Here is a 16,785-nt window from a genome sequence, read left to right on the forward strand (position 1 = left end):
CTTCAGACACCGGCTGCAATGCATCGCTTGCAGGCTGCAGCTCAATCGACGCAGCACAGGGGCGCGGCGTTGTGCAACGGCAGCGGCAGGGTCATGACGGGATTGGGAATCGTAAGCGCATCCAGTGTCGCCGTCTGCTCGGGCGAAAGCTGGACATCGAGTGCGCCGATATCCTCATTGAGTTGTTCCAGCGTATGGACGCCGATAATCGTCGAAGATACGCCAAGGCGTCCCATTGCCCAGGCAAGAGCCACGCGTGCGGTCGTCGTACCTAGTTCGTCGGCGACGCGGAATAAGGCGTCCACGATTTCAAGATCCTGCTCATCGGGCCTTTGCGCCAATTGCGCCGCATGCCCCCGTCTCATGCCCGCATTATTGGCAGGCTTATATTTGCCGCTGATGAGACCGCCACTCAAGGGGGAATGCGAGACGACGCCAAGCCCCAATCCCGTTGCCAGCGGAATGAGTTCGTTTTCAAACAGCCTTGCTGCAAGCGAATATTCGATCTGCAGACCGATGAACCGAGCCCAGCCGTGGGATTGCGCCAGGAGGTGCGCATGCGCCACCTTCCAGGCAGGGGCATCGGAAATGCCGAAGTAACGCAATTTTCCGGACTGAACGAGATCGTGGAGCGCCGCCAGTATGTCTTCCAGGGGCGCCTGGATGTCCCAATTATTAAGCCAATAGAGGTCGAGGTAATCGGTGCGCAGCCGTCGCAGGGCCTGCTCGAAACCGGCTATCACGGCCTTGCGGCCAGGGGTTTCACCATCCCATTCGACATTGAATTTGCCAGCAATGACAAGATCGCCACGTCTGATCGAGTTCTGGGCGATATAGGTGCCGACAACCGTCTGGCCGCCCGCTTTGACCGCTCCATTGCCGGTATCGAGGTAGTTGCCACCGAGTTCGAGATAACGCGCCAGAACTGCAGCAGGCTGGTTTTCACGGGATGGCCAGGCGCCGCCCCTATCGAAAGTCATGGTTCCGAGCGCAAGCGGACTGACGCGCAACTCCGAGCGGCCGAGTGCGGCATAGTCTTCGAGATGCATGCATAATCCCCCAGCCGGCCTGCAGCCGCTACATAACTTTTCACATCATGTAAGTGCATCAAGCAAGGGAGATAAGCACCAATTTACAATTTTACAATTCGGAAATCCGGATAATCGGCGCGATATCGTTCAATTTTGCAACCGCGTGGCACGGGAGGAACAATTCGTCCCGCACCATAGTCTAACGCTTGCGTATGAACTCGGTGCGGAGAACCAAACCCTTGATCCCGTCGTAACGGCAATCGACTTCTTCAGGATTGTCGGTCAGTCGAATGGACTTGATAACCGTGCCCTGCTTCAAGGTCTGGTTGGCGCCTTTTACTTTCAGATCCTTGATGAGGGTAACGGAGTCGCCGTCGGCAAGCACGTTGCCGCTTGCATCATGTACGATGAGGCCCGTTGCGGGAGCTGCGGCAGCCATCTCAGCGGCGGGCCGCCACTCGCCAGTCACTTCGTCATAGACATATTCGTCATTTTGGCCGGTCATTCCAAACTCCACTTCACCTTTTTTTCAAATCTTCCGGAGCCGACAAATGCCTGGCTTCCATCTCAATCATGATCTGAAAATGGCGTCTATCCGAGACGATCAGCCTATGCAATACAGGCAGCCGCGCAAAGCGACAGCCCTGAGGCGGGCCTAACCTTCCGGTTTCACGCCGAGACCGACCAGGGATTGCGGCCTTCGCGAAGCCACGACAGCGTGTCGATCCAGAAGCTCTCCTTGTAGCTATCGTGAAACAGGCCGAAATGACCGATCCTATCGCGGCCAAGGTCAATAGGATGCAGATGCACCAGGATGGATTGCGCACCCGTATAATAGTTCAGCGTGCGGCGAACCGCCGGCACCGTGCCGAGTTCATCGTCCGAAACCGCAATCGCGAGGATCGGCGCCCGGACCGCGGCCATTCGCCGAAGAGCATCCTGCCTCTCCGCCGCTGGATGGCTGCGCTCGAACCGGGGGCCACGAAAGCCCCACTCATTTGCTACGCCCTTCGGCAGATCCTCCAGCCAGCCAAGCCGACGACCGGGAAAATAGCCATAGAGCGCAGTGATTGCGGGCATGGCGACATGCCATTTGAAAAAGAGGGCGGCGCGGCGGTGCGGCATGTAATCGCCCCACCAGGCATATTGGGCGCCGACTGTCAGCATCCTGTCCATCATAGGTGCATGTTCGGCCAGTCCCGGCAGGAAACCGCCGACGCTATGGCCGACCACCATCAGTAGGTCGCTGCGACGATGGCCAGCCATCCATTGCAGTGCGGCATCGAAATCCCGCTCACCCCAATCCCGCCAGCGATAGCGGGATCCACGCAGCCGTTGCGGCCGCGATAGTCCGATACCGCGATAATCATAGGTCAGGACATCGAACCCATGTCGAGCCAAAAATTGCGCGTAGCGGTGATAGTAGCGCGCAAGCACGCCCGTGGCCGGGTTGATGATCACGCTGCCTTCCGGCTTAGCCGTCTTCGCCAGCCAGAGATGACCTCCGAGAACGACGCCGTCGGCACATGAAATGGAAATCTGCGTGCTGCGCGGCCCCGAGGATGATGGAATGTGTTGCTCGTTCATGGGACGGAGGATGAGGCCACCGCCGCATTGTGTATATTCACTACCCGGTATACATTGAGTCATGAAAGACAGCTCGCAGCCGACGCGCGAACGTATTCTTCAGGCGGCCGGAAAACTTTTCCATCGCGATGGGATCCGCGCGATCAGCGTCGATGCCATTGCCGAAAAGGCAGGCATCACCAAGCGTACCCTCTACTATCATTTCCGCAGCAAGGACGACCTGATCGCCGCCCATCTGCAGGCGCGCGACGAGCCGAACCTCGTCCTCTTCAAACGCTGGTTCGAGGAAACGAAAGGCGATACAGCCGAGAAGGTTGCCGGCATTTTTCGCCATCTGGCACAATCGGCGCGCAGCGCCAAATGGAAGGGCTGCGGCTTCCTGCGCACCTCGGTCGAGCTCATCAACCTTCCCGGCCATCCGGCTCTGCTGGCCGCCCGTGCCCATAAGAAGCGCGTCGAGGATTGGCTTGCTTCAACCTTCATGGAAGCCGGAGCCGGCAATGATGCCCTGCCGCTCGCGCGCCAGATCATGTTGCTCCTCGACGGTTCATTTGCCGTGGTGCTGCTTCATCGCGATCCGAGTTACTTGGAAACTGCGGCGGATGCTGCAGCCGATCTCGTCAAAAGTCGTCTGACGGAACCGCCAGAACTCGATTCCGCGACTGACAAACCGCGTCAGTTGAACGAAAGCAGGCCGTAGAGATTGGCAGCAGCCGCATCGATCTGGATAGCTTGATCCGCTCCGGTTCCGCTCTCCTCGTTCTTTTCTTTCTTCGCCCGTCTTTCGAGGGCTTTCGTGACCTTGTCGTTGCTGTCGCCATCTTGAGCGCTCTCGATAACGTCTTCGATCGTCAAGCCAAGTTTGTCGAGGCCGAGCTGCCTTTCCAGCGCATGCAACGCCCCCATGCCGCCAGCCTGCACCTTTATCTCGCCATAGACCTTTTTCATCGCTGCAACGAACTCGTCCATGGAGGAATAGTCGCTTCGCTCGACCCCCAGAGCCCTGCCTGTCCGCTCGATAAGATCAAGCTTCTGCTTCGCAATGCTGTCCTTGCTCATGCTGAACATGGCTTCCGAAACTTTCGACTGGGCCTGAGTGGGCTGCTTGGAAACGGTCACGTTATTCACTTGGCCGGTCGCCACCGCAATGAGGCTATCGGCGGCGGATGGAGGCTGCTCCGATATTGTCGTGCCCTTATTCAATTGCTGGAGAATGGCCAAAGCAGCCGAAGACACATTTGAAATCGATGTCATCGCTTATCCCTCAAGCGCCACAGCCTCTCCCTCATGGAAGCCAGACGCAAAGCTCTATGCCTCATGCGATAGTCGATGATTCAATTACTACCGGAAGTTAGTTAAGGTTTGAATAACCCAGGATATGCGTCAGCGCGAAGGCTTCGCTAGAAGTTGCATGCCGCACAAGAATAGTTATCGACAGCCTATTGCGCGGGCGAGCGGCTGACGTCCGGGATTGCGCAGGCCTCGCCACCGCCGAACAGGCGCGAGCGGGTCAGAAATCGCTTCTCCCGCCCATTGTCGAGCGAGAACATGCCGCCGCGGCCCGGCACGACATCGATGATGAGCTGTGTGTGCTTCCAGGCTTCGAACTGGCTGCTGCTGATATAGACGGGCACGCCACCGATTTCGCCGAGCTTGACGTCATTGTCACCGATCATGAACTCGCCTGCCGGATAGCACATCGGCGAGGAGCCATCACAACAACCGCCCGACTGATGAAATAGGATATCCGGATGGTCCTGCTGTATCTCGCGGATAAGCTCGAGCGCCTTGTCGGTCGCCAGCACCCGCGGCTCCGATCCACTGTCGTCCATCATGATCCTCCATCACCCCTGAAAATGCTGGAAGGCTCCCGGCCGCGGCCGGGAGCCTTGCTCGCTTGGTGGGGAGATCTCAGAAGAAGCCAAGCGCCTTCGGGCTGTAGCTGACCAGCATGTTCTTGGTCTGCTGGTAGTGATCGAGCATCATCTTGTGCGTCTCACGTCCGATGCCCGATTGCTTGTAGCCGCCGAAAGCGGCGTGGGCCGGATAGGCGTGATAGCAATTCGTCCAGACGCGGCCGGCCTGGATCTCCCGGCCGAAGCGATAGGCGCGATTGCCGTCACGGGTCCATACGCCGGCGCCGAGGCCATAGAGAGTATCGTTTGCGATTTCGAGCGCTTCCTTCTCATCCTTGAAGGTCGTGACCGATACGACCGGGCCGAAGATCTCCTCCTGGAAGACCCGCATCTTGTTATGCCCCTTGAAGATGGTCGGCTTGATGTAATAGCCGCTCGACAGCTCGCCGCCGAGATCGGCGCGACCACCGCCCGTCAGCACTTCGGCGCCTTCCTGTTTGCCGATATCGAGATAGGAGAGGATCTTCTCCATCTGCTCGCTCGATGCCTGGGCGCCGATCATGGTTGCGGCATCAAGCGGATTGCCCTGCTTGATGGCTTCCACGCGCTTGACGGCACGCTCCATGAAGCGGTCGTAGACCGATTCCTGGATCAGCGCTCGACTCGGGCATGTGCAGACCTCGCCTTGGTTAAGCGCGAACATTGCAAAGCCTTCGAGCGCCTTGTCGAAGAAATCGTCGTCTTCGGCCGCGACATCGGCAAAGAAGATGTTCGGCGACTTGCCGCCGAGTTCGAGCGTGACGGGGATCAGGTTCTGGCTCGCATATTGCATGATCAGCCGGCCCGTCGTCGTCTCGCCGGTAAAGGCGATCTTGGCGATGCGCGGGCTCGTTGCAAGCGGTTTACCGGCCTCCAGGCCGAAGCCATTGACGATGTTGAGCACGCCCGGCGGCAGGAGATCGCCAACCAGCTCAGCCCAGACCAGAAGCGAAGCCGGCGTCTGTTCTGCCGGCTTGATGACGACGCAATTGCCGGCGGCAAGCGCCGGCGCAAGCTTCCAGGCGGCCATCAGGATCGGGAAGTTCCAAGGAATGATCTGGCCGACGACGCCGAGCGGCTCATGGAAATGATAGGCAACGGTGTCGTGGTCGATCTCCCCGATCGAGCCTTCCTGGGCGCGGATGCAGGAGGCGAAGTAACGGAAATGATCGATGGCAAGCGGAATGTCGGCCGCCATGGTCTCGCGGATCGGCTTGCCATTGTCCCAGCTTTCGGCCTGCGCCAGCACTTCCAGCTTGTCTTCCATGCGCTGGGCGATCTTCATCAGGATATTGGAGCGCTCGGTGGTAGACGTCCGCCCCCATTTGTCCTTTGCCGCATGGGCGGCATCGAGTGCGGCGTTGATGTCCTTTTCGTCGGAGCGCGGAATTTCGCAGATCTTGCCGCCGGTGATCGGCGTCAGGTTGTCGAAATACTTGCCAGCGATCGGCTCGCGCCACTCGCCACCGATGTAATTGCCATATTTCAGCTTGAACGGAGATTCCACGATCTTCTGATGCAGCATGCCATCCTCCCTTGGTCGGCAGGTTCGATGAGCGAACCGATGGGAGAAGTCTGCGGGCACATCGCGGCCGGCGATAGAGGTGGCTTGCCGTGCTGCAGCGCACAGTGTCGCAACTCTGCGACATCCGCCGGATCGAATGCGCGTTGACCGCGCTTCAGTGCAGATTGAACCGGTTCATCTTCCGATGCAGCGTCGAACGGCTCATGCCGAGCGCCGCCGCTGCCTGGGAGACATTGCCGTTGGCGCGGGAAAGAGCCCTGAGCAAGGCGGCGCGCGCTGCCTCAATCAGATCCTCGCCCGCGGCCCCTTGCTGCTCGCGAAGAACATCGGAGGCCGGAATGCCCGCGGCAATGCGATGATCGTCGAGCTTCAATGCAAGGCGGGCCGCGCGGGTCGCACCGAGCACGAGGTCGTTGCGGTCAACCGCCAGCAGCGCCGAAGTGGATGCGATATCCGTGGGCACCATGACGAAGCGGGCGCCGGCAAAGGCGCTGCGGAAAAGATTGAGCTCGATGCGCACTGCCGCATCGCGCACCGTCTGCGACAGGATCGCCAGTGTCCCGTCGCTCACATCGTCGCGGCAGCTCGAAATGTCGAGCGCCCCGGCAAGCTGGCCGCGATGATCGCGGATCGGCGCCGTGGTGCAGCTGAGATTGATATTGGAGCAGAAAAAGTGCTGGTCTCGGAAGATCGCAACGGCCCGCTCGTCGGCAAGCGCAGTCCCGATGCCATTGGTACCGATACTCGCCTCCGTCCAGACAGAACCGGTCCATAGGCCGAGATCATGGAACTCCTTATCGTCGCCGACGGCGCCGCGCCGTTCCAGCGCGATACCGTTGCGATCGGTCAGAAGCAGGCAGCAGCCGGCCTTGCCGACCGCGAGAAACAGGCGATCCAACTCATTGGCAGCTTCGGCAACCAGCCGTTCCGATCGCTCCAGCGCCGTTTGAAACTCCTGACCGGACAGGCGGATCGGCAGGCGCTTCTCCTCCGGCGCCAGGCGATGCATGACCATGCACCGCCTCCACGAAGCAACGACCGAAGAACTCGCTGCCGCAGATTGCGCTGACGCGTAAACCTGATCCGCATGTGCGGAATAGTCGTGCATTTGGCTCCTCCCACCGAACGCTAACCCGATTGTCGCTAAAAATGGCCATTGAAGCAATCCTCCCAGCAACTTTCGCCCCGGATCGCGGAATTCAGCGGCCACCTTGTTGACGGTACAGTCTTTTTCGGCACCACCGTCTCTTCAGCCCATGACTGCACAATCTAACAATCGAAGCCGCCTGGCGACGCCGTGCGTTTTGGTTTGTCGCCCACACAATCGAGATCTGACCCGCCAAGCGCGATCTTTCAGGCGGCTGTCAGCGTGTTGCTATAGCAGCTTTTTCCAAGGGAAACGGAGCGGAAGGCGATTGGTGAGCCCAGCTCCACGAGCGGCTGTCTCGACAGTAATGGAAAGTCGGCTTTATGCAGGCATGGCAGCGAGGCCGAGAGGCCATAAAAGAAATGCTGGGGCGTTCCGCCGACACCGGTCGCAGGCGCGTGGCTGGCGGCCTTCACTGCTTCTTCAACACCCCGACCATCGGGTCCCCTGCAAATCGTGCTTTTCTCGAGCGCCCGATCGTTATCATCGCCATCTTCCTCGCCTTGTCATTGCTCGTCATGTGGGCGGCCGATTATCCCTTGGGCATCTGGATGAAATCGTTTCCCGCGCAGTTGCGTGGGGCGGCGAAGTGGATCAGCAGTCTCGGCACCGGGCTTCTGGTGCTCTCATTCAGCGGAGCGCTGCTGATTTTTGCGATCTTCGCGCCTGCGCACAAACTGCGGAAATCCATGCGAACGGGGGCAGATCTCATCGCGACTGCGGCTGCCTTCGTCTTCCTGGCGGTCGCCGGCGGCGGCATTGTCGATTCGCTCGCTAAGAACATCATCGGTCGCGCCAGGCCGGAACTCCTGGATACGAACGGCGCCTTTTTCTTTCGTCCCTTCGCCTTCCACGCCGACTTCGCCTCCTTTCCCTCCGGACATTCGGCAACGGCCGGCGCCATGGCGATGTCGCTGGCGCTCGTCTTCCCCCGCCTTCGCCCCGTCTTCATGCCGCTCGGCATCCTGATCTGCCTGTCGCGCCAATGGGTCGGCGCGCATTGGGCAAGCGACACGCTGATGGGCTGGGGCGTCGGTGTCGCTTTTGCCCTGTGGCTGGCGCACGCATTCGCGCGACGGCGCCTCCTCTTCGCCTATGATGTCAATGGCCGCTTGTGTCCTGGGGAACAATACAAGGCAATTCTCGCCGTTCTACGCGCTCTTATCCGGCGCATGCCCGTCATCGGCAAGAAAACCCTGCCTGCGGCAAAATCGTGCCCGGCTCAGGGTCGCCTCGTATCCAAAGCTCTTGAAATTCGATCCTGATCCCACAGCGGGTGCAGCTCTTCCCGCATTGCCTGCCCGCTTCGGCGCCACTGATGCCACCAGCCTTTCGCATCCGAACGCAAAATCATCGCTATGCAGCGACGGATTTGCCGCTCGCCGCCGTTTAAGCGCTGAAGGGATAACAGCTTGAAGCTCTTCAAGGACGAATGAGGACATCATGAAAAAGATCATTTTGCTGGCCTTTGCCGCGACCGCCTGCTTTGCGGCCATCTCGCCAGCCGAGGCCCGCGACGGATGCGGCATGGGCTGGCATCGCAACCCTTACGGCTATTGCCGCCCGGATGGACGGCCTGTGGTCGTCGTGCCGGCGGTTCCGGCCTATGGTATCTTCTATCCCGGCCGTGGCTATTGGGATGGACACCGCTATTGGGTGCATCGCGAGTGGTGGCATGGTGGCTGGCGTTATCGCTAAGCTACTCTTCCGCGATGCGCGCGGCCCGGTCTTAGCAGATCGGGCCGCATGCCAACCGACAGATCGATCGGCCTGCTTTTTCGATCCTTCCGCAATCTAGCCCTGCGATGCAAAGCTCACGGTCGTTTGCCGGTTTGACATGGCAGCCCACAGAAACGTGCAATTGACGGCGGCAATGCAACTGGTCAAAGCTGTTGCGAGACCGTTTACAGAAAAAGACGCCGCCAGCATGAGCAAAAGCACCATCAGCGACCATCAAGGGCCGATCATCGTCTTCGACGCCATGTGCGTCCTGTGTACCGCCAACGCCCAGTTCGTGCTGCGCCATGACCATCATGGTCGTTTCCGTCTTGCCTCCATGCAGAATGAAACCGGCATCGCGCTCTATCGTCGCTACGGCATGGATCCCGCCGATCCCGACAGCCTCATCATCGTCGACGGCGCAAAGGTGTTACGCGACAGCGACGCGGTGCTGGCCATTTATGCCGGCCTCGGCTGGCCCTGGAAGGCGATTTCCGTGTTGCGCATCATACCTCGCATGCTGCGCGATCCGATCTACCTCTGGCTTGCGCGCAATCGCTACCGCATCTTCGGCAAACGGGAAACATGCTGGCTGCCGACGCCAGAGCAGGCGAGCCGCATCCTTTGAAAAGAATCCTCGTTCTCGGCGGTTATGGCGGGTTCGGCGCGCGACTGTCGCGGCGCCTTGCCAGCGACGGCTTCGAGGTTCTGGTCGCCGGGCGCAATCTCGAAGCCGCGAAGGCGCTCGCCGCTCGATTGCCGCATGCGATTGGTCTGCAAGCCGATCGAAATGGCGATATCTCTGCGATACTCGGCGAGCACAGGCCCTTTCTGTTGATCGATGCGGCAGGTCCCTTCCAGCAAAGCGATGACAGAGTTGCGCGAGCCTGCATGGAGGCCGGTATCCACTACATCGATCTTGCCGACGCGCGCGATTTCGTCGGCACGATCAGCTGCCTCGATGAACCGGCCAAGGTGGCCGGCGTCAATGTCATCTCCGGTGCGTCCAGCGTGCCGGCGCTCTTCGGCGCCGTAGTGGCGAACCTTGCCAGGGACATGGAGGAGGTTCGTTCGATAGAACTGTCGATCAGCGCCTCCAATCGGGCGACCGCCAGCGCCTCGGTTGCATCAGCGATCCTGAGTTACGTCGGCAGGCCGGTGCGGCTCTGGCGCGGCCGGCGCTGGCAAGAGGCGACCGGCTGGCACTTGCTGAAGCGCGAAACCTATGTGGTCTCTGACCATCGACCTCTGCGCCGGCTGGTGGCGCTGGCCGACGTGCCGGATCACGATCTGTTGGTCGAAAGCTTTGCCGGACGGCCCAGTGTCATCTTCCGGGCTGGGCCGGAATTCGCCTTTCAGACGCTGGCACTCTGGTTACTGTCCTGGCCTGTTGCCTGGGGTTGGCTGACATCGCTCAGGAAGATCAGCCGCTTTCTGCTGCCAATGCAACGCCTGACAGCGAGGCTTGGCTCCGCGCGCTCGGCTGTAACGATCGAGATCAAGGGCATTGAGCAAGGCGCCATGAAGGCTCGCCGTTGGACTCTGATTGCCGAAGATGGCGACGGCGTGGAAATTCCCACGCTTCCGGCGCAGTTGCTGGCGCGGGCGTTGCGCGACGGCCGTCTTCCACCCGGCGCCCGTCATGCCGGCGGGTTGCTGTCGCTTGAGGATTTCCGGAGCTTGTTTCGCGATCTGGCAATCATCGAGGAAACGACGGAAGCACCCTATACGCCGCTCTATCAGCGTGTCATGGGTCCTGCGTTCGCGCATCTTTCCGAGCCGGTACGTGCGATGCACCATGTCTTCGGCGATGGCGGCGCCAAAGGAGAGGCAGTCGTCACCCGCGGGCGTTCTCCTCTTGCCCGGCTGGTCGCGAAAATATTCGGCTTTCCCGCAGCCGGGAAGCACGTGCTGCATGTCTCCTTCGAGGAAAACAACGGCATCGAAGAATGGACGCGGGATTTTTCCGGCCGGCGCTTCCTCAGCCATTTGAGCGAAGAGAATGGCCGCCTCGTCGAACGCTTCGGCCCCTTCCGCTTTGCATTCGATCTTCCCATCGTTGGCAACGGGCTCAGCATGGAGATGCGACACTGGTCATTCCTGCGCATTCCGCTACCGCTCTTTCTGGCGCCCCAAAGCATCGCTCATGAATGGGCGGAGGACGACCGCTTCCACTTCGATGTCCCGATTGCCCTGCCGCTCATCGGCCCAGTCGTTCATTATCGAGGTTGGCTGAGGCGGATTGATTGATAATGCAAGACCGACCGGCGAAACGAGCCGGGATATCGAGTTGGGACTACTTTTGATCGCCGGCCAGACAGCCGAACATGCGGAAATCGTGGAAGGCTTCTTTGAACCGCGCCTTCTGCCGCAGCGTGCCCTCATATTGAAAGCCCGCTTTTTCCAGAACCCGGTCGGACGCAGCGTTTCCCGGCAACGTCCAGGCTTCGATGCGATTGAGCGAAAAGACATCAAAACCGCATCGGACGACGGCGCGCGCGGCTTCGCTCATCAGCCCCTTGCCCCAGGCGGAGGGATGCAGTTCATAGCCCAGTTCTGCGCATCTGGCATGCTTATCGAAGCTGTTGAAGCGAATGGCTCCGAGCAATTGGCCGGAAACCCGATCCTCGATGATCCATGAGCAACCCGTTCCCTTGGGGAAGATTTTGATCATCCATCGCAAAGAGCGCTCGATCTGCGCCATTTTCGGCGCATCCACCCAATTCGAGAATCGCGTGACCTCCGGAATCGAAATCAGCGCATGGAAATCGTCGCGGTCGTCCATGCTTGCTTCCCGAAGCCGCAGCCGCTCGGTGACGAGTGTGGGAAACTCGGCTTTTGAAGACGCCATCTTCATGCTTTCAGCAGATTGGCAAGGATGATCTCGCGCCAGACGCGGGTGGGCGTAATCCAGGCATCCCAGGAATTATACTTGCCGGAATAGATGACAGCGGCGATACCCGCATCGGGCATCAGCCAGAGCCTTTGCCCGCCATTGCCGAAGCCCGCATACCACGATCGCTGACCGTCAAACGCCGGCACCGGCGCATCGCCGGAGAACCACAATCTGCCATAGCTCAAACCGTCCCCGGTCGAAATCGCCGGCGCGAGGGATTGCGCGATCCACTCTTCCGAGACGATCCTTTTCCCGTTCCACACGCCCTTCTGCAGGAAAAGCATCCCGATCTTCAGCAAGTCCGGGGCAGTCAGGCGTAACCCGGATGCAGGCGACGCCACACCGTCACGCCCGGCGTTCCAATGGAATTTGGCAATCCCCAGCGGTTCGAAGAGAACCTCTCGCGCGAAATCGGGCAGACGCCTGCCCGTGCCGCGCTCGATGATCGCGCCTACAAGCGCGACGCTGCCGCCGGAATAAATCCAGCGCGTTCCCGGCTCTGCGATCACCGGACGTTCCAGGACGAAACGATATCGGTCCGGCGCGTTCTCCATCGCAATTTCGCTGTTCAGCGGGTCGGTATAGGGACGATCCTCGTCCCACTCCATCCCCAGCGTCATCGTCAGCGCATGAGCGATGGTGATTTTGGCGCGCGCTGGATCTTGGACGAGATCGCCATATTCCGGGAACTGCTCATAGAGGGATGCATCCGGCGGCGGCACCAATCCCCTATCGAGCGCAATGCCATAAAGAAGGCCGGCAATGCTCTTGGTGACCGAACGAAGATCGTGCAGCGTATCCGCGTCGAAGGCGACATCCCCAAGCGGATCTCCCCAATTTTCGTCGGAGCCGATGGCATAATATTCCAGGCATACACGCCCGGAACGGGCGGCAAGCACGACATGCAGATCGCGCAGCAGGCCGGATTCGATGCCGGCTTCAAACTTGCGGCGGAGGCCGGGATCAAAACCCATGGCCTGCAGGGTTTTGCGATCGGGTGACGAGGATGAATTGCCCTGCGTGATGACCATGCAACCTCCACCCTTCGCTCAACGACCGTCAGGGAAAGCTACAATCAAAGCGCGCATGCGGCAAGGCGATGGTACAGTAATTTGACATCCATATTGGCCGGTCTTTCGATCAGCCCTGTCCCATCTTCAGGTCTGTTTGCGTCTCATCGCAAATGTGGTGCCTTCCTTTTGCTGACGAGAATCCCGGTCGCGGCTGAAGGCCGCTTCCGAGATTCCCGGCTGTCGTCAGGGGTGAGTACGACAGCCGGGTCAAGAAATCGATTTTCACACCGGCAATCCATAGGCGGACTGGAAGCTGGGAAACACAGGATTAAAGTCCACAAGTGACTGCTCCATTTTGAGACATCCTTCGCGCAACGCTAAATTTGCCTCGTCCAGTATGGCCGGTCGGCGGCAACTCTTTTCAGATCTCATACAAGTACGATGATCTGAACGTTCCGACTTAGCCAATTTTCCTGAAGAGCTCCTCAGCTTCTGCACAAATTCTGCAAAGGCGGACGCCATCGTCGCGCCATGAACAATACGCCCGAGACAATCGCAATTCCACCCGCCCGCCTGCCACGCAGTCTTCTCAAGGAAGGCTGGTGGCTGGAGGACGATCGTCAGCCGCCAGCCGATCCGCCCGTTCGGGAAGCCAGCATCATACCCTTCGCCTTGGCCGAACATCCCTCACGGAGCCGATACCGATGAGCCTATCCGATACACTTGCTCTCCCCGCAAACGCCACAAGCAGTCCCTATCGCAAACTCCTCACATTCATTTCCCTTATCGCCCTAGCCGACATTCTTCTCTTCGACGAGGCGCCGGGTGTTAATCTCTTTCTCTTCGCCAATGCCGTCGCCGCCGGCCTGATGATTTCCTCCAGAAGAAGGCAATCGATTCCAAAGATTGCAGCCTTTGTGATCCTTTGCCTTGTTGCGTCGGCGCCGCTTGTCGAGACCGCATCTTGGATGGGCATCATCACCAGCCTGATTGGGCTTTGCTTGATATCGCTGGGTGTCGGCGGATTGCTCCCGCGGCAATCGACGCGCTTGCCATTGGTGCTGCTCCGTTTCCTGCTGGATCTGCCGCTGCGGCCCCTCCGCCAGGCGAGCTATCGCTGGCTGCGGCGGCTGCAGAAGCCAGCGCCGGATGGTGTCCGACATCATCTGCGCGGCTGGATCATGCCGCTGGCGTTTGCTGCCGGCTTTCTTGCTCTTTTCGCTATGGCCAATCCGCTGATCGACAAGACGTTGCGCAGCATCGATCTCACTTTCCTGCTACAGCTGCTGAGCATGTGGCGCATCGGCTTCTGGCTCGTCGTCGCGGCCCTTTTATCGGTGTTGCTTCATCCACGCCTGAGGCGCCGCCGTCACCATCGCGAAGGGGGCGCTGCGGTCAGCACCAGGATTGAGGATGGACTGTTCGGCCATGCCGCATTGCTGCGCTCGCTGCTGGTCTTCAACGCGCTGTTCGCCGTGCAGACACTGCTCGATCTCACCTATCTCTGGGGTGGCGTCAGCCTGCCGGATGGCATGAGCCACGCCGAATACGCCCATCGCGGCGCCTATCCGCTGATACTGACAGCAATCCTTGCCGCCGTCTTCGTGCTTGCCGCCATGCGGCGCGGCGGGCCGGGCGACAGAAGTTCCCTGCTTCGCGGCCTGGTGCATCTCTGGATCGCGCAGAACATCCTGCTCTGCCTTTCCTCCATTCTACGGCTCGATCTCTATGTCGAAGTCTATTCGCTGACGGAGCTGCGCGTCGCGGCCGGCATCTGGATGGGCTTGGTCGCCATCGGCCTCTTCCTCATCCTCCTGCGCATCCTGCTTCGTCGCTCCAACGAGTGGCTGATTGCGTTAAGCTCCGCAATGCTGGTTCTCACACTCTATGCCGCCGCATTCGCCGACATTCCCGCCTTCATCGCTCGCTTCAACGTTGCCCATAGCCGCGAAATATCGGGCGAAGGCATCGTTCTCGATCTCGATTATCTCTCGACGCTCGGCCCTGCCGCCATTCCGGCACTCGACACCTATCTGGCATCGCTGCCTGCCGACGTGAATGCTCGCAAGGTGCGCGAAGCACTATTATGGCAGCATGTCGGACGCTCGCACGATTGGCGAAGCTGGACCTATCGCGATGCTCGTCTCGATGCTTACCTCAAAAATGATGCGACCCTTGTCAGATGAGGCCGAAACGAAGACAAAGAGCAGAATAACCAGAACAGGCACTACATGGCACCGCGCATCCTCGTCGCCGACGACGAACCGAATATTCGCGACGTGATCTGCTTCGCGCTCGACCGCGCCGGCATGAAGACGACCACCGCGCGCAACGGCACAGAGGCCATGATGGCCTTTCACAAAGGCGGTCTCGATCTCATCGTCCTTGATGTCGGCATGCCTGAGATGGACGGGCTGGAAGTCTGCCGCCGCATCCGCAAGGCATCGAACCTTCCGATCCTCTTCCTCTCGGCGCGCGACGAAGAAATCGACAGGATCCTCGGCCTGGAAATCGGTGGCGACGATTATGTCACCAAACCTTTCAGTCCGCGCGAGCTGGTGGCCCGGGTCCGCACCATCTTGAAGCGAAGCGGCCATGGCTCGGAGCCGGATGCGACCAATGGCTCCGTGTCCGCGGGATCTCTGCGGCTCAATCGCGGTAGCCGCACCGCCAGTTTCGCCGATGTGCCGCTCACCTTGACGGCGCTCGAATTCTCGATCCTCGAGACGCTGCTATCGCGCCCCGAGATCGTCTTCAGCCGCGATCAACTGATGGAAGCGGCCTATGGCGCTGACATGCAGGTGGCCGACCGCACCATAGACAGCCATATCCGCAATCTCCGCGCCAAGCTTTTGGCCGTTGGCGGCAAAGGCATCATCGCCACGGTGCACGGCGTCGGCTTTAAACTGACATCGGCGACAGAAGGAAACGCTTGATGCGTACGCCGCGGGTGAAGTCGAAATGGCGGCCGCCGCTCGCCCTCATCGTCTACTCGGTGCTTCTGACCGTGATGATGCTGCCGATGCTCACAATCATCTGGTTTCGGGTCGTGCGCGCCGCCTCCGGCGCCATGGCGCCGGCGGAGCTCGCCACCCTCGCCGCCGTTCTGATCCTCACCCTAATCGTCGCCTATGTGCTGACGCGCACGCTGACTACACCGATCAATGCCCTGATTGCCCGGACCGAGGAGATCGCCCGCGGCGGACGCTCCGCGATCCGGCCGCTCGAAATCTACGGCACGCGCGAGGTCGCGACCCTTTCACAGAGCTTTCTCGATCTCGCCGGCAAGCTGGTCGATCATTCCGATTATGTGCGCTCCTTTGCCACCCATGTCTCGCACGAGCTGAAATCGCCCCTCACCTCGATCAGGGGAGCTGCAGAACTGCTTCGCGACGACGTCGACAATCCGATGAGCCGCGAGCAGCGCAACCGCTTCCTTACAAACATCATCGCCGACACCGAACGGCTGGATCGGCTATTGTCACGACTGCGGGAGCTGGCAAAGGCCGAGCTGCCGTCCGAACAGGGGTCAAGCAGCCTTCGCGATGTCATTGCCCAGTTGGAGACGCAATTTCGCCAATTGGCGATTATCGACGAAAGCAGCGCCGACGAGATGCTGGCATTACCCGGCGAGGCCGCAAGCATCATCTTTGCCAATCTGGCGGAAAATGCCTTTCAGAACGGCGCGACAGGCCTCGCAATCAAGGCAAGCGGCGAAGGGCGTGGGATAACGATCCAAATTCGCGACAATGGTTGCGGCATTGCCAATGGCAATCGGGATCGCATCTTCGAACCCTTCTTCTCGACGCGCCGGGACGATGGCGGCACTGGCATGGGCCTTGGCATCGTCAGAGCAATGCTCGCTTCCCACGGAGGCAGCATCGAGTTGCTTGAGAGCAGCAAGGATGGCACAGCATTTCAGATCATCCTTCCCATCGCCGCCTGAAACGGAATTGGCGCACTCCACTATGA

At 59.9% G+C, this 16,785-nt stretch carries 18 protein-coding genes; 8 read left to right on the forward strand and 10 right to left on the reverse strand.

Annotated elements, in window-relative coordinates:
- Nucleotides 1-41: 41 nt before the first annotated feature.
- The 3 genes from RTCIAT899_RS28725 to RTCIAT899_RS28735 all read right to left on the reverse strand — a co-directional run bounded on the left by RTCIAT899_RS28725 (nt 42) and on the right by RTCIAT899_RS28735 (nt 2,618).
- Nucleotides 42-1,049, reverse strand: coding sequence for an aldo/keto reductase (locus RTCIAT899_RS28725; protein WP_015343354.1), 1,008 nt, complete (start codon nt 1,047-1,049; stop codon nt 42-44).
- Between the two features lie 181 nt (nt 1,050-1,230).
- Nucleotides 1,231-1,536, reverse strand: coding sequence for a zinc ribbon domain-containing protein YjdM (locus RTCIAT899_RS28730; RefSeq protein ID WP_015343355.1), 306 nt, complete (start codon nt 1,534-1,536; stop codon nt 1,231-1,233).
- 164 nt (nt 1,537-1,700) lie between these two features.
- Nucleotides 1,701-2,618 (reverse strand): alpha/beta hydrolase family protein, encoded by a 918-nt coding sequence (locus tag RTCIAT899_RS28735; protein ID WP_015343356.1) that lies wholly within the window; start codon nt 2,616-2,618, stop codon nt 1,701-1,703.
- Nucleotides 2,619-2,679: 61 nt separating this feature from the next.
- Between RTCIAT899_RS28735 and RTCIAT899_RS28740 the strand changes: the two genes are divergently transcribed.
- On the forward strand, nt 2,680-3,318 hold the full coding sequence (locus RTCIAT899_RS28740) for a TetR/AcrR family transcriptional regulator (protein WP_015343357.1): 639 nt from the start codon (nt 2,680-2,682) through the stop codon (nt 3,316-3,318).
- Here RTCIAT899_RS28740 and RTCIAT899_RS28745 read toward each other — a convergent pair.
- From RTCIAT899_RS28745 to RTCIAT899_RS28760, 4 genes are all read right to left on the reverse strand, one after another.
- Complete coding sequence (locus RTCIAT899_RS28745; protein ID WP_015343358.1) at nt 3,294-3,872, reverse strand: hypothetical protein; 579 nt, start codon at nt 3,870-3,872, stop codon at nt 3,294-3,296. The two genes, RTCIAT899_RS28740 and RTCIAT899_RS28745, sit on opposite strands and share 25 nt — an antisense overlap.
- Nucleotides 3,873-4,057: 185 nt before the next feature.
- Nucleotides 4,058-4,450: a DUF779 domain-containing protein gene (locus RTCIAT899_RS28750; protein ID WP_015343359.1), complete on the reverse strand. Its 393-nt coding sequence runs from the start codon at nt 4,448-4,450 to the stop codon at nt 4,058-4,060.
- Between the two features lie 79 nt (nt 4,451-4,529).
- On the reverse strand, nt 4,530-6,038 hold the full coding sequence (gene adh / locus RTCIAT899_RS28755) for an aldehyde dehydrogenase (RefSeq protein ID WP_015343360.1): 1,509 nt from the start codon (nt 6,036-6,038) through the stop codon (nt 4,530-4,532).
- Nucleotides 6,039-6,192: 154 nt separating this feature from the next.
- Nucleotides 6,193-7,146 (reverse strand): GAF domain-containing protein, encoded by a 954-nt coding sequence (locus tag RTCIAT899_RS28760; RefSeq protein ID WP_041678238.1) that lies wholly within the window; start codon nt 7,144-7,146, stop codon nt 6,193-6,195.
- 401 nt (nt 7,147-7,547) lie between these two features.
- Here RTCIAT899_RS28760 and RTCIAT899_RS28765 point away from each other — a divergent pair, with 401 nt between their 5' ends.
- The 4 genes from RTCIAT899_RS28765 to RTCIAT899_RS28780 all read left to right on the forward strand — a co-directional run bounded on the left by RTCIAT899_RS28765 (nt 7,548) and on the right by RTCIAT899_RS28780 (nt 11,154).
- Nucleotides 7,548-8,450 carry a phosphatase PAP2 family protein gene (locus RTCIAT899_RS28765; RefSeq protein WP_244441520.1) on the forward strand — a complete coding sequence of 301 codons (903 nt, stop codon included), beginning with the start codon at nt 7,548-7,550 and terminating at the stop codon, nt 8,448-8,450.
- A 178-nt stretch (nt 8,451-8,628) separates the two neighbouring features.
- Nucleotides 8,629-8,883, forward strand: coding sequence for a GCG_CRPN prefix-to-repeats domain-containing protein (locus RTCIAT899_RS28770; RefSeq protein ID WP_015343363.1), 255 nt, complete (start codon nt 8,629-8,631; stop codon nt 8,881-8,883).
- Between the two features lie 229 nt (nt 8,884-9,112).
- Nucleotides 9,113-9,532 carry a thiol-disulfide oxidoreductase DCC family protein gene (locus RTCIAT899_RS28775; protein ID WP_015343364.1) on the forward strand — a complete coding sequence of 140 codons (420 nt, stop codon included), beginning with the start codon at nt 9,113-9,115 and terminating at the stop codon, nt 9,530-9,532.
- Nucleotides 9,529-11,154, forward strand: a complete 1,626-nt coding sequence (locus RTCIAT899_RS28780) for a saccharopine dehydrogenase family protein (RefSeq protein WP_244441521.1) — start codon at nt 9,529-9,531, stop codon at nt 11,152-11,154. Before RTCIAT899_RS28775 ends, RTCIAT899_RS28780 begins: the two co-directional genes overlap by 4 nt.
- A gap of 46 nt (nt 11,155-11,200) precedes the next feature.
- Here RTCIAT899_RS28780 and RTCIAT899_RS28785 read toward each other — a convergent pair whose 3' ends face one another.
- From RTCIAT899_RS28785 to RTCIAT899_RS28795, 3 genes are all read right to left on the reverse strand, one after another.
- On the reverse strand, nt 11,201-11,755 hold the full coding sequence (locus RTCIAT899_RS28785; protein ID WP_015343366.1) for a GNAT family N-acetyltransferase: 555 nt from the start codon (nt 11,753-11,755) through the stop codon (nt 11,201-11,203).
- A 2-nt stretch (nt 11,756-11,757) separates the two neighbouring features.
- Nucleotides 11,758-12,831 (reverse strand): serine hydrolase domain-containing protein, encoded by a 1,074-nt coding sequence (locus tag RTCIAT899_RS28790; RefSeq protein WP_015343367.1) that lies wholly within the window; start codon nt 12,829-12,831, stop codon nt 11,758-11,760.
- A gap of 264 nt (nt 12,832-13,095) precedes the next feature.
- Nucleotides 13,096-13,497, reverse strand: coding sequence for a hypothetical protein (locus RTCIAT899_RS28795; protein WP_041678239.1), 402 nt, complete (start codon nt 13,495-13,497; stop codon nt 13,096-13,098).
- Nucleotides 13,498-13,517: 20 nt separating this feature from the next.
- Between RTCIAT899_RS28795 and RTCIAT899_RS28800 the strand changes: the two genes are divergently transcribed.
- The 3 genes from RTCIAT899_RS28800 to RTCIAT899_RS28810 are packed head-to-tail and all read left to right on the forward strand — an operon-like array spanning nt 13,518 to nt 16,759.
- A complete protein-coding gene (locus RTCIAT899_RS28800; RefSeq protein ID WP_015343368.1) occupies nt 13,518-14,999 on the forward strand; it encodes a DUF4153 domain-containing protein in 1,482 nt (493 codons plus the stop codon).
- Between the two features lie 45 nt (nt 15,000-15,044).
- Nucleotides 15,045-15,749: a response regulator transcription factor gene (locus RTCIAT899_RS28805; protein WP_015343369.1), complete on the forward strand. Its 705-nt coding sequence runs from the start codon at nt 15,045-15,047 to the stop codon at nt 15,747-15,749.
- Nucleotides 15,749-16,759 (forward strand): sensor histidine kinase, encoded by a 1,011-nt coding sequence (locus tag RTCIAT899_RS28810; protein ID WP_015343370.1) that lies wholly within the window; start codon nt 15,749-15,751, stop codon nt 16,757-16,759. The genes RTCIAT899_RS28805 and RTCIAT899_RS28810 overlap by 1 nt, the downstream gene beginning before the upstream one ends.
- The last annotated feature ends 26 nt before the right edge of the window (nt 16,760-16,785 follow it).

It is taken from the genome of Rhizobium tropici CIAT 899 (assembly GCF_000330885.1).
Classification (GTDB): domain Bacteria; phylum Pseudomonadota; class Alphaproteobacteria; order Rhizobiales; family Rhizobiaceae; genus Rhizobium; species Rhizobium tropici.

Bases quoted from the DNA above. Each gene is read 5' to 3' on its own strand.
- RTCIAT899_RS28725 (WP_015343354.1), bottom strand. From the start codon at position 1,049: ATGCATCTCGAAGACTATGCCGCACTCGGCCGCTCGGAGTTGCGCGTC.
- RTCIAT899_RS28730 (WP_015343355.1), bottom strand. From the start codon at position 1,536: ATGACCGGCCAAAATGACGAATATGTCTATGACGAAGTGACTGGCGAG.
- RTCIAT899_RS28735 (WP_015343356.1), bottom strand. From the start codon at position 2,618: ATGAACGAGCAACACATTCCATCATCCTCGGGGCCGCGCAGCACGCAG.
- RTCIAT899_RS28740 (WP_015343357.1), top strand. From the start codon at position 2,680: ATGAAAGACAGCTCGCAGCCGACGCGCGAACGTATTCTTCAGGCGGCC.
- RTCIAT899_RS28745 (WP_015343358.1), bottom strand. From the start codon at position 3,872: ATGACATCGATTTCAAATGTGTCTTCGGCTGCTTTGGCCATTCTCCAG.
- RTCIAT899_RS28750 (WP_015343359.1), bottom strand. From the start codon at position 4,450: ATGGACGACAGTGGATCGGAGCCGCGGGTGCTGGCGACCGACAAGGCG.
- adh (WP_015343360.1), bottom strand. From the start codon at position 6,038: ATGCTGCATCAGAAGATCGTGGAATCTCCGTTCAAGCTGAAATATGGC.
- RTCIAT899_RS28760 (WP_041678238.1), bottom strand. From the start codon at position 7,146: ATGCACGACTATTCCGCACATGCGGATCAGGTTTACGCGTCAGCGCAA.
- RTCIAT899_RS28765 (WP_244441520.1), top strand. From the start codon at position 7,548: ATGCTGGGGCGTTCCGCCGACACCGGTCGCAGGCGCGTGGCTGGCGGC.
- RTCIAT899_RS28770 (WP_015343363.1), top strand. From the start codon at position 8,629: ATGAAAAAGATCATTTTGCTGGCCTTTGCCGCGACCGCCTGCTTTGCG.
- RTCIAT899_RS28775 (WP_015343364.1), top strand. From the start codon at position 9,113: ATGAGCAAAAGCACCATCAGCGACCATCAAGGGCCGATCATCGTCTTC.
- RTCIAT899_RS28785 (WP_015343366.1), bottom strand. From the start codon at position 11,755: ATGGCGTCTTCAAAAGCCGAGTTTCCCACACTCGTCACCGAGCGGCTG.
- RTCIAT899_RS28790 (WP_015343367.1), bottom strand. From the start codon at position 12,831: ATGGTCATCACGCAGGGCAATTCATCCTCGTCACCCGATCGCAAAACC.
- RTCIAT899_RS28795 (WP_041678239.1), bottom strand. From the start codon at position 13,497: ATGTTCGGCCAAGGCGAAGGGTATGATGCTGGCTTCCCGAACGGGCGG.
- RTCIAT899_RS28800 (WP_015343368.1), top strand. From the start codon at position 13,518: ATGAGCCTATCCGATACACTTGCTCTCCCCGCAAACGCCACAAGCAGT.
- RTCIAT899_RS28805 (WP_015343369.1), top strand. From the start codon at position 15,045: ATGGCACCGCGCATCCTCGTCGCCGACGACGAACCGAATATTCGCGAC.
- RTCIAT899_RS28810 (WP_015343370.1), top strand. From the start codon at position 15,749: ATGCGTACGCCGCGGGTGAAGTCGAAATGGCGGCCGCCGCTCGCCCTC.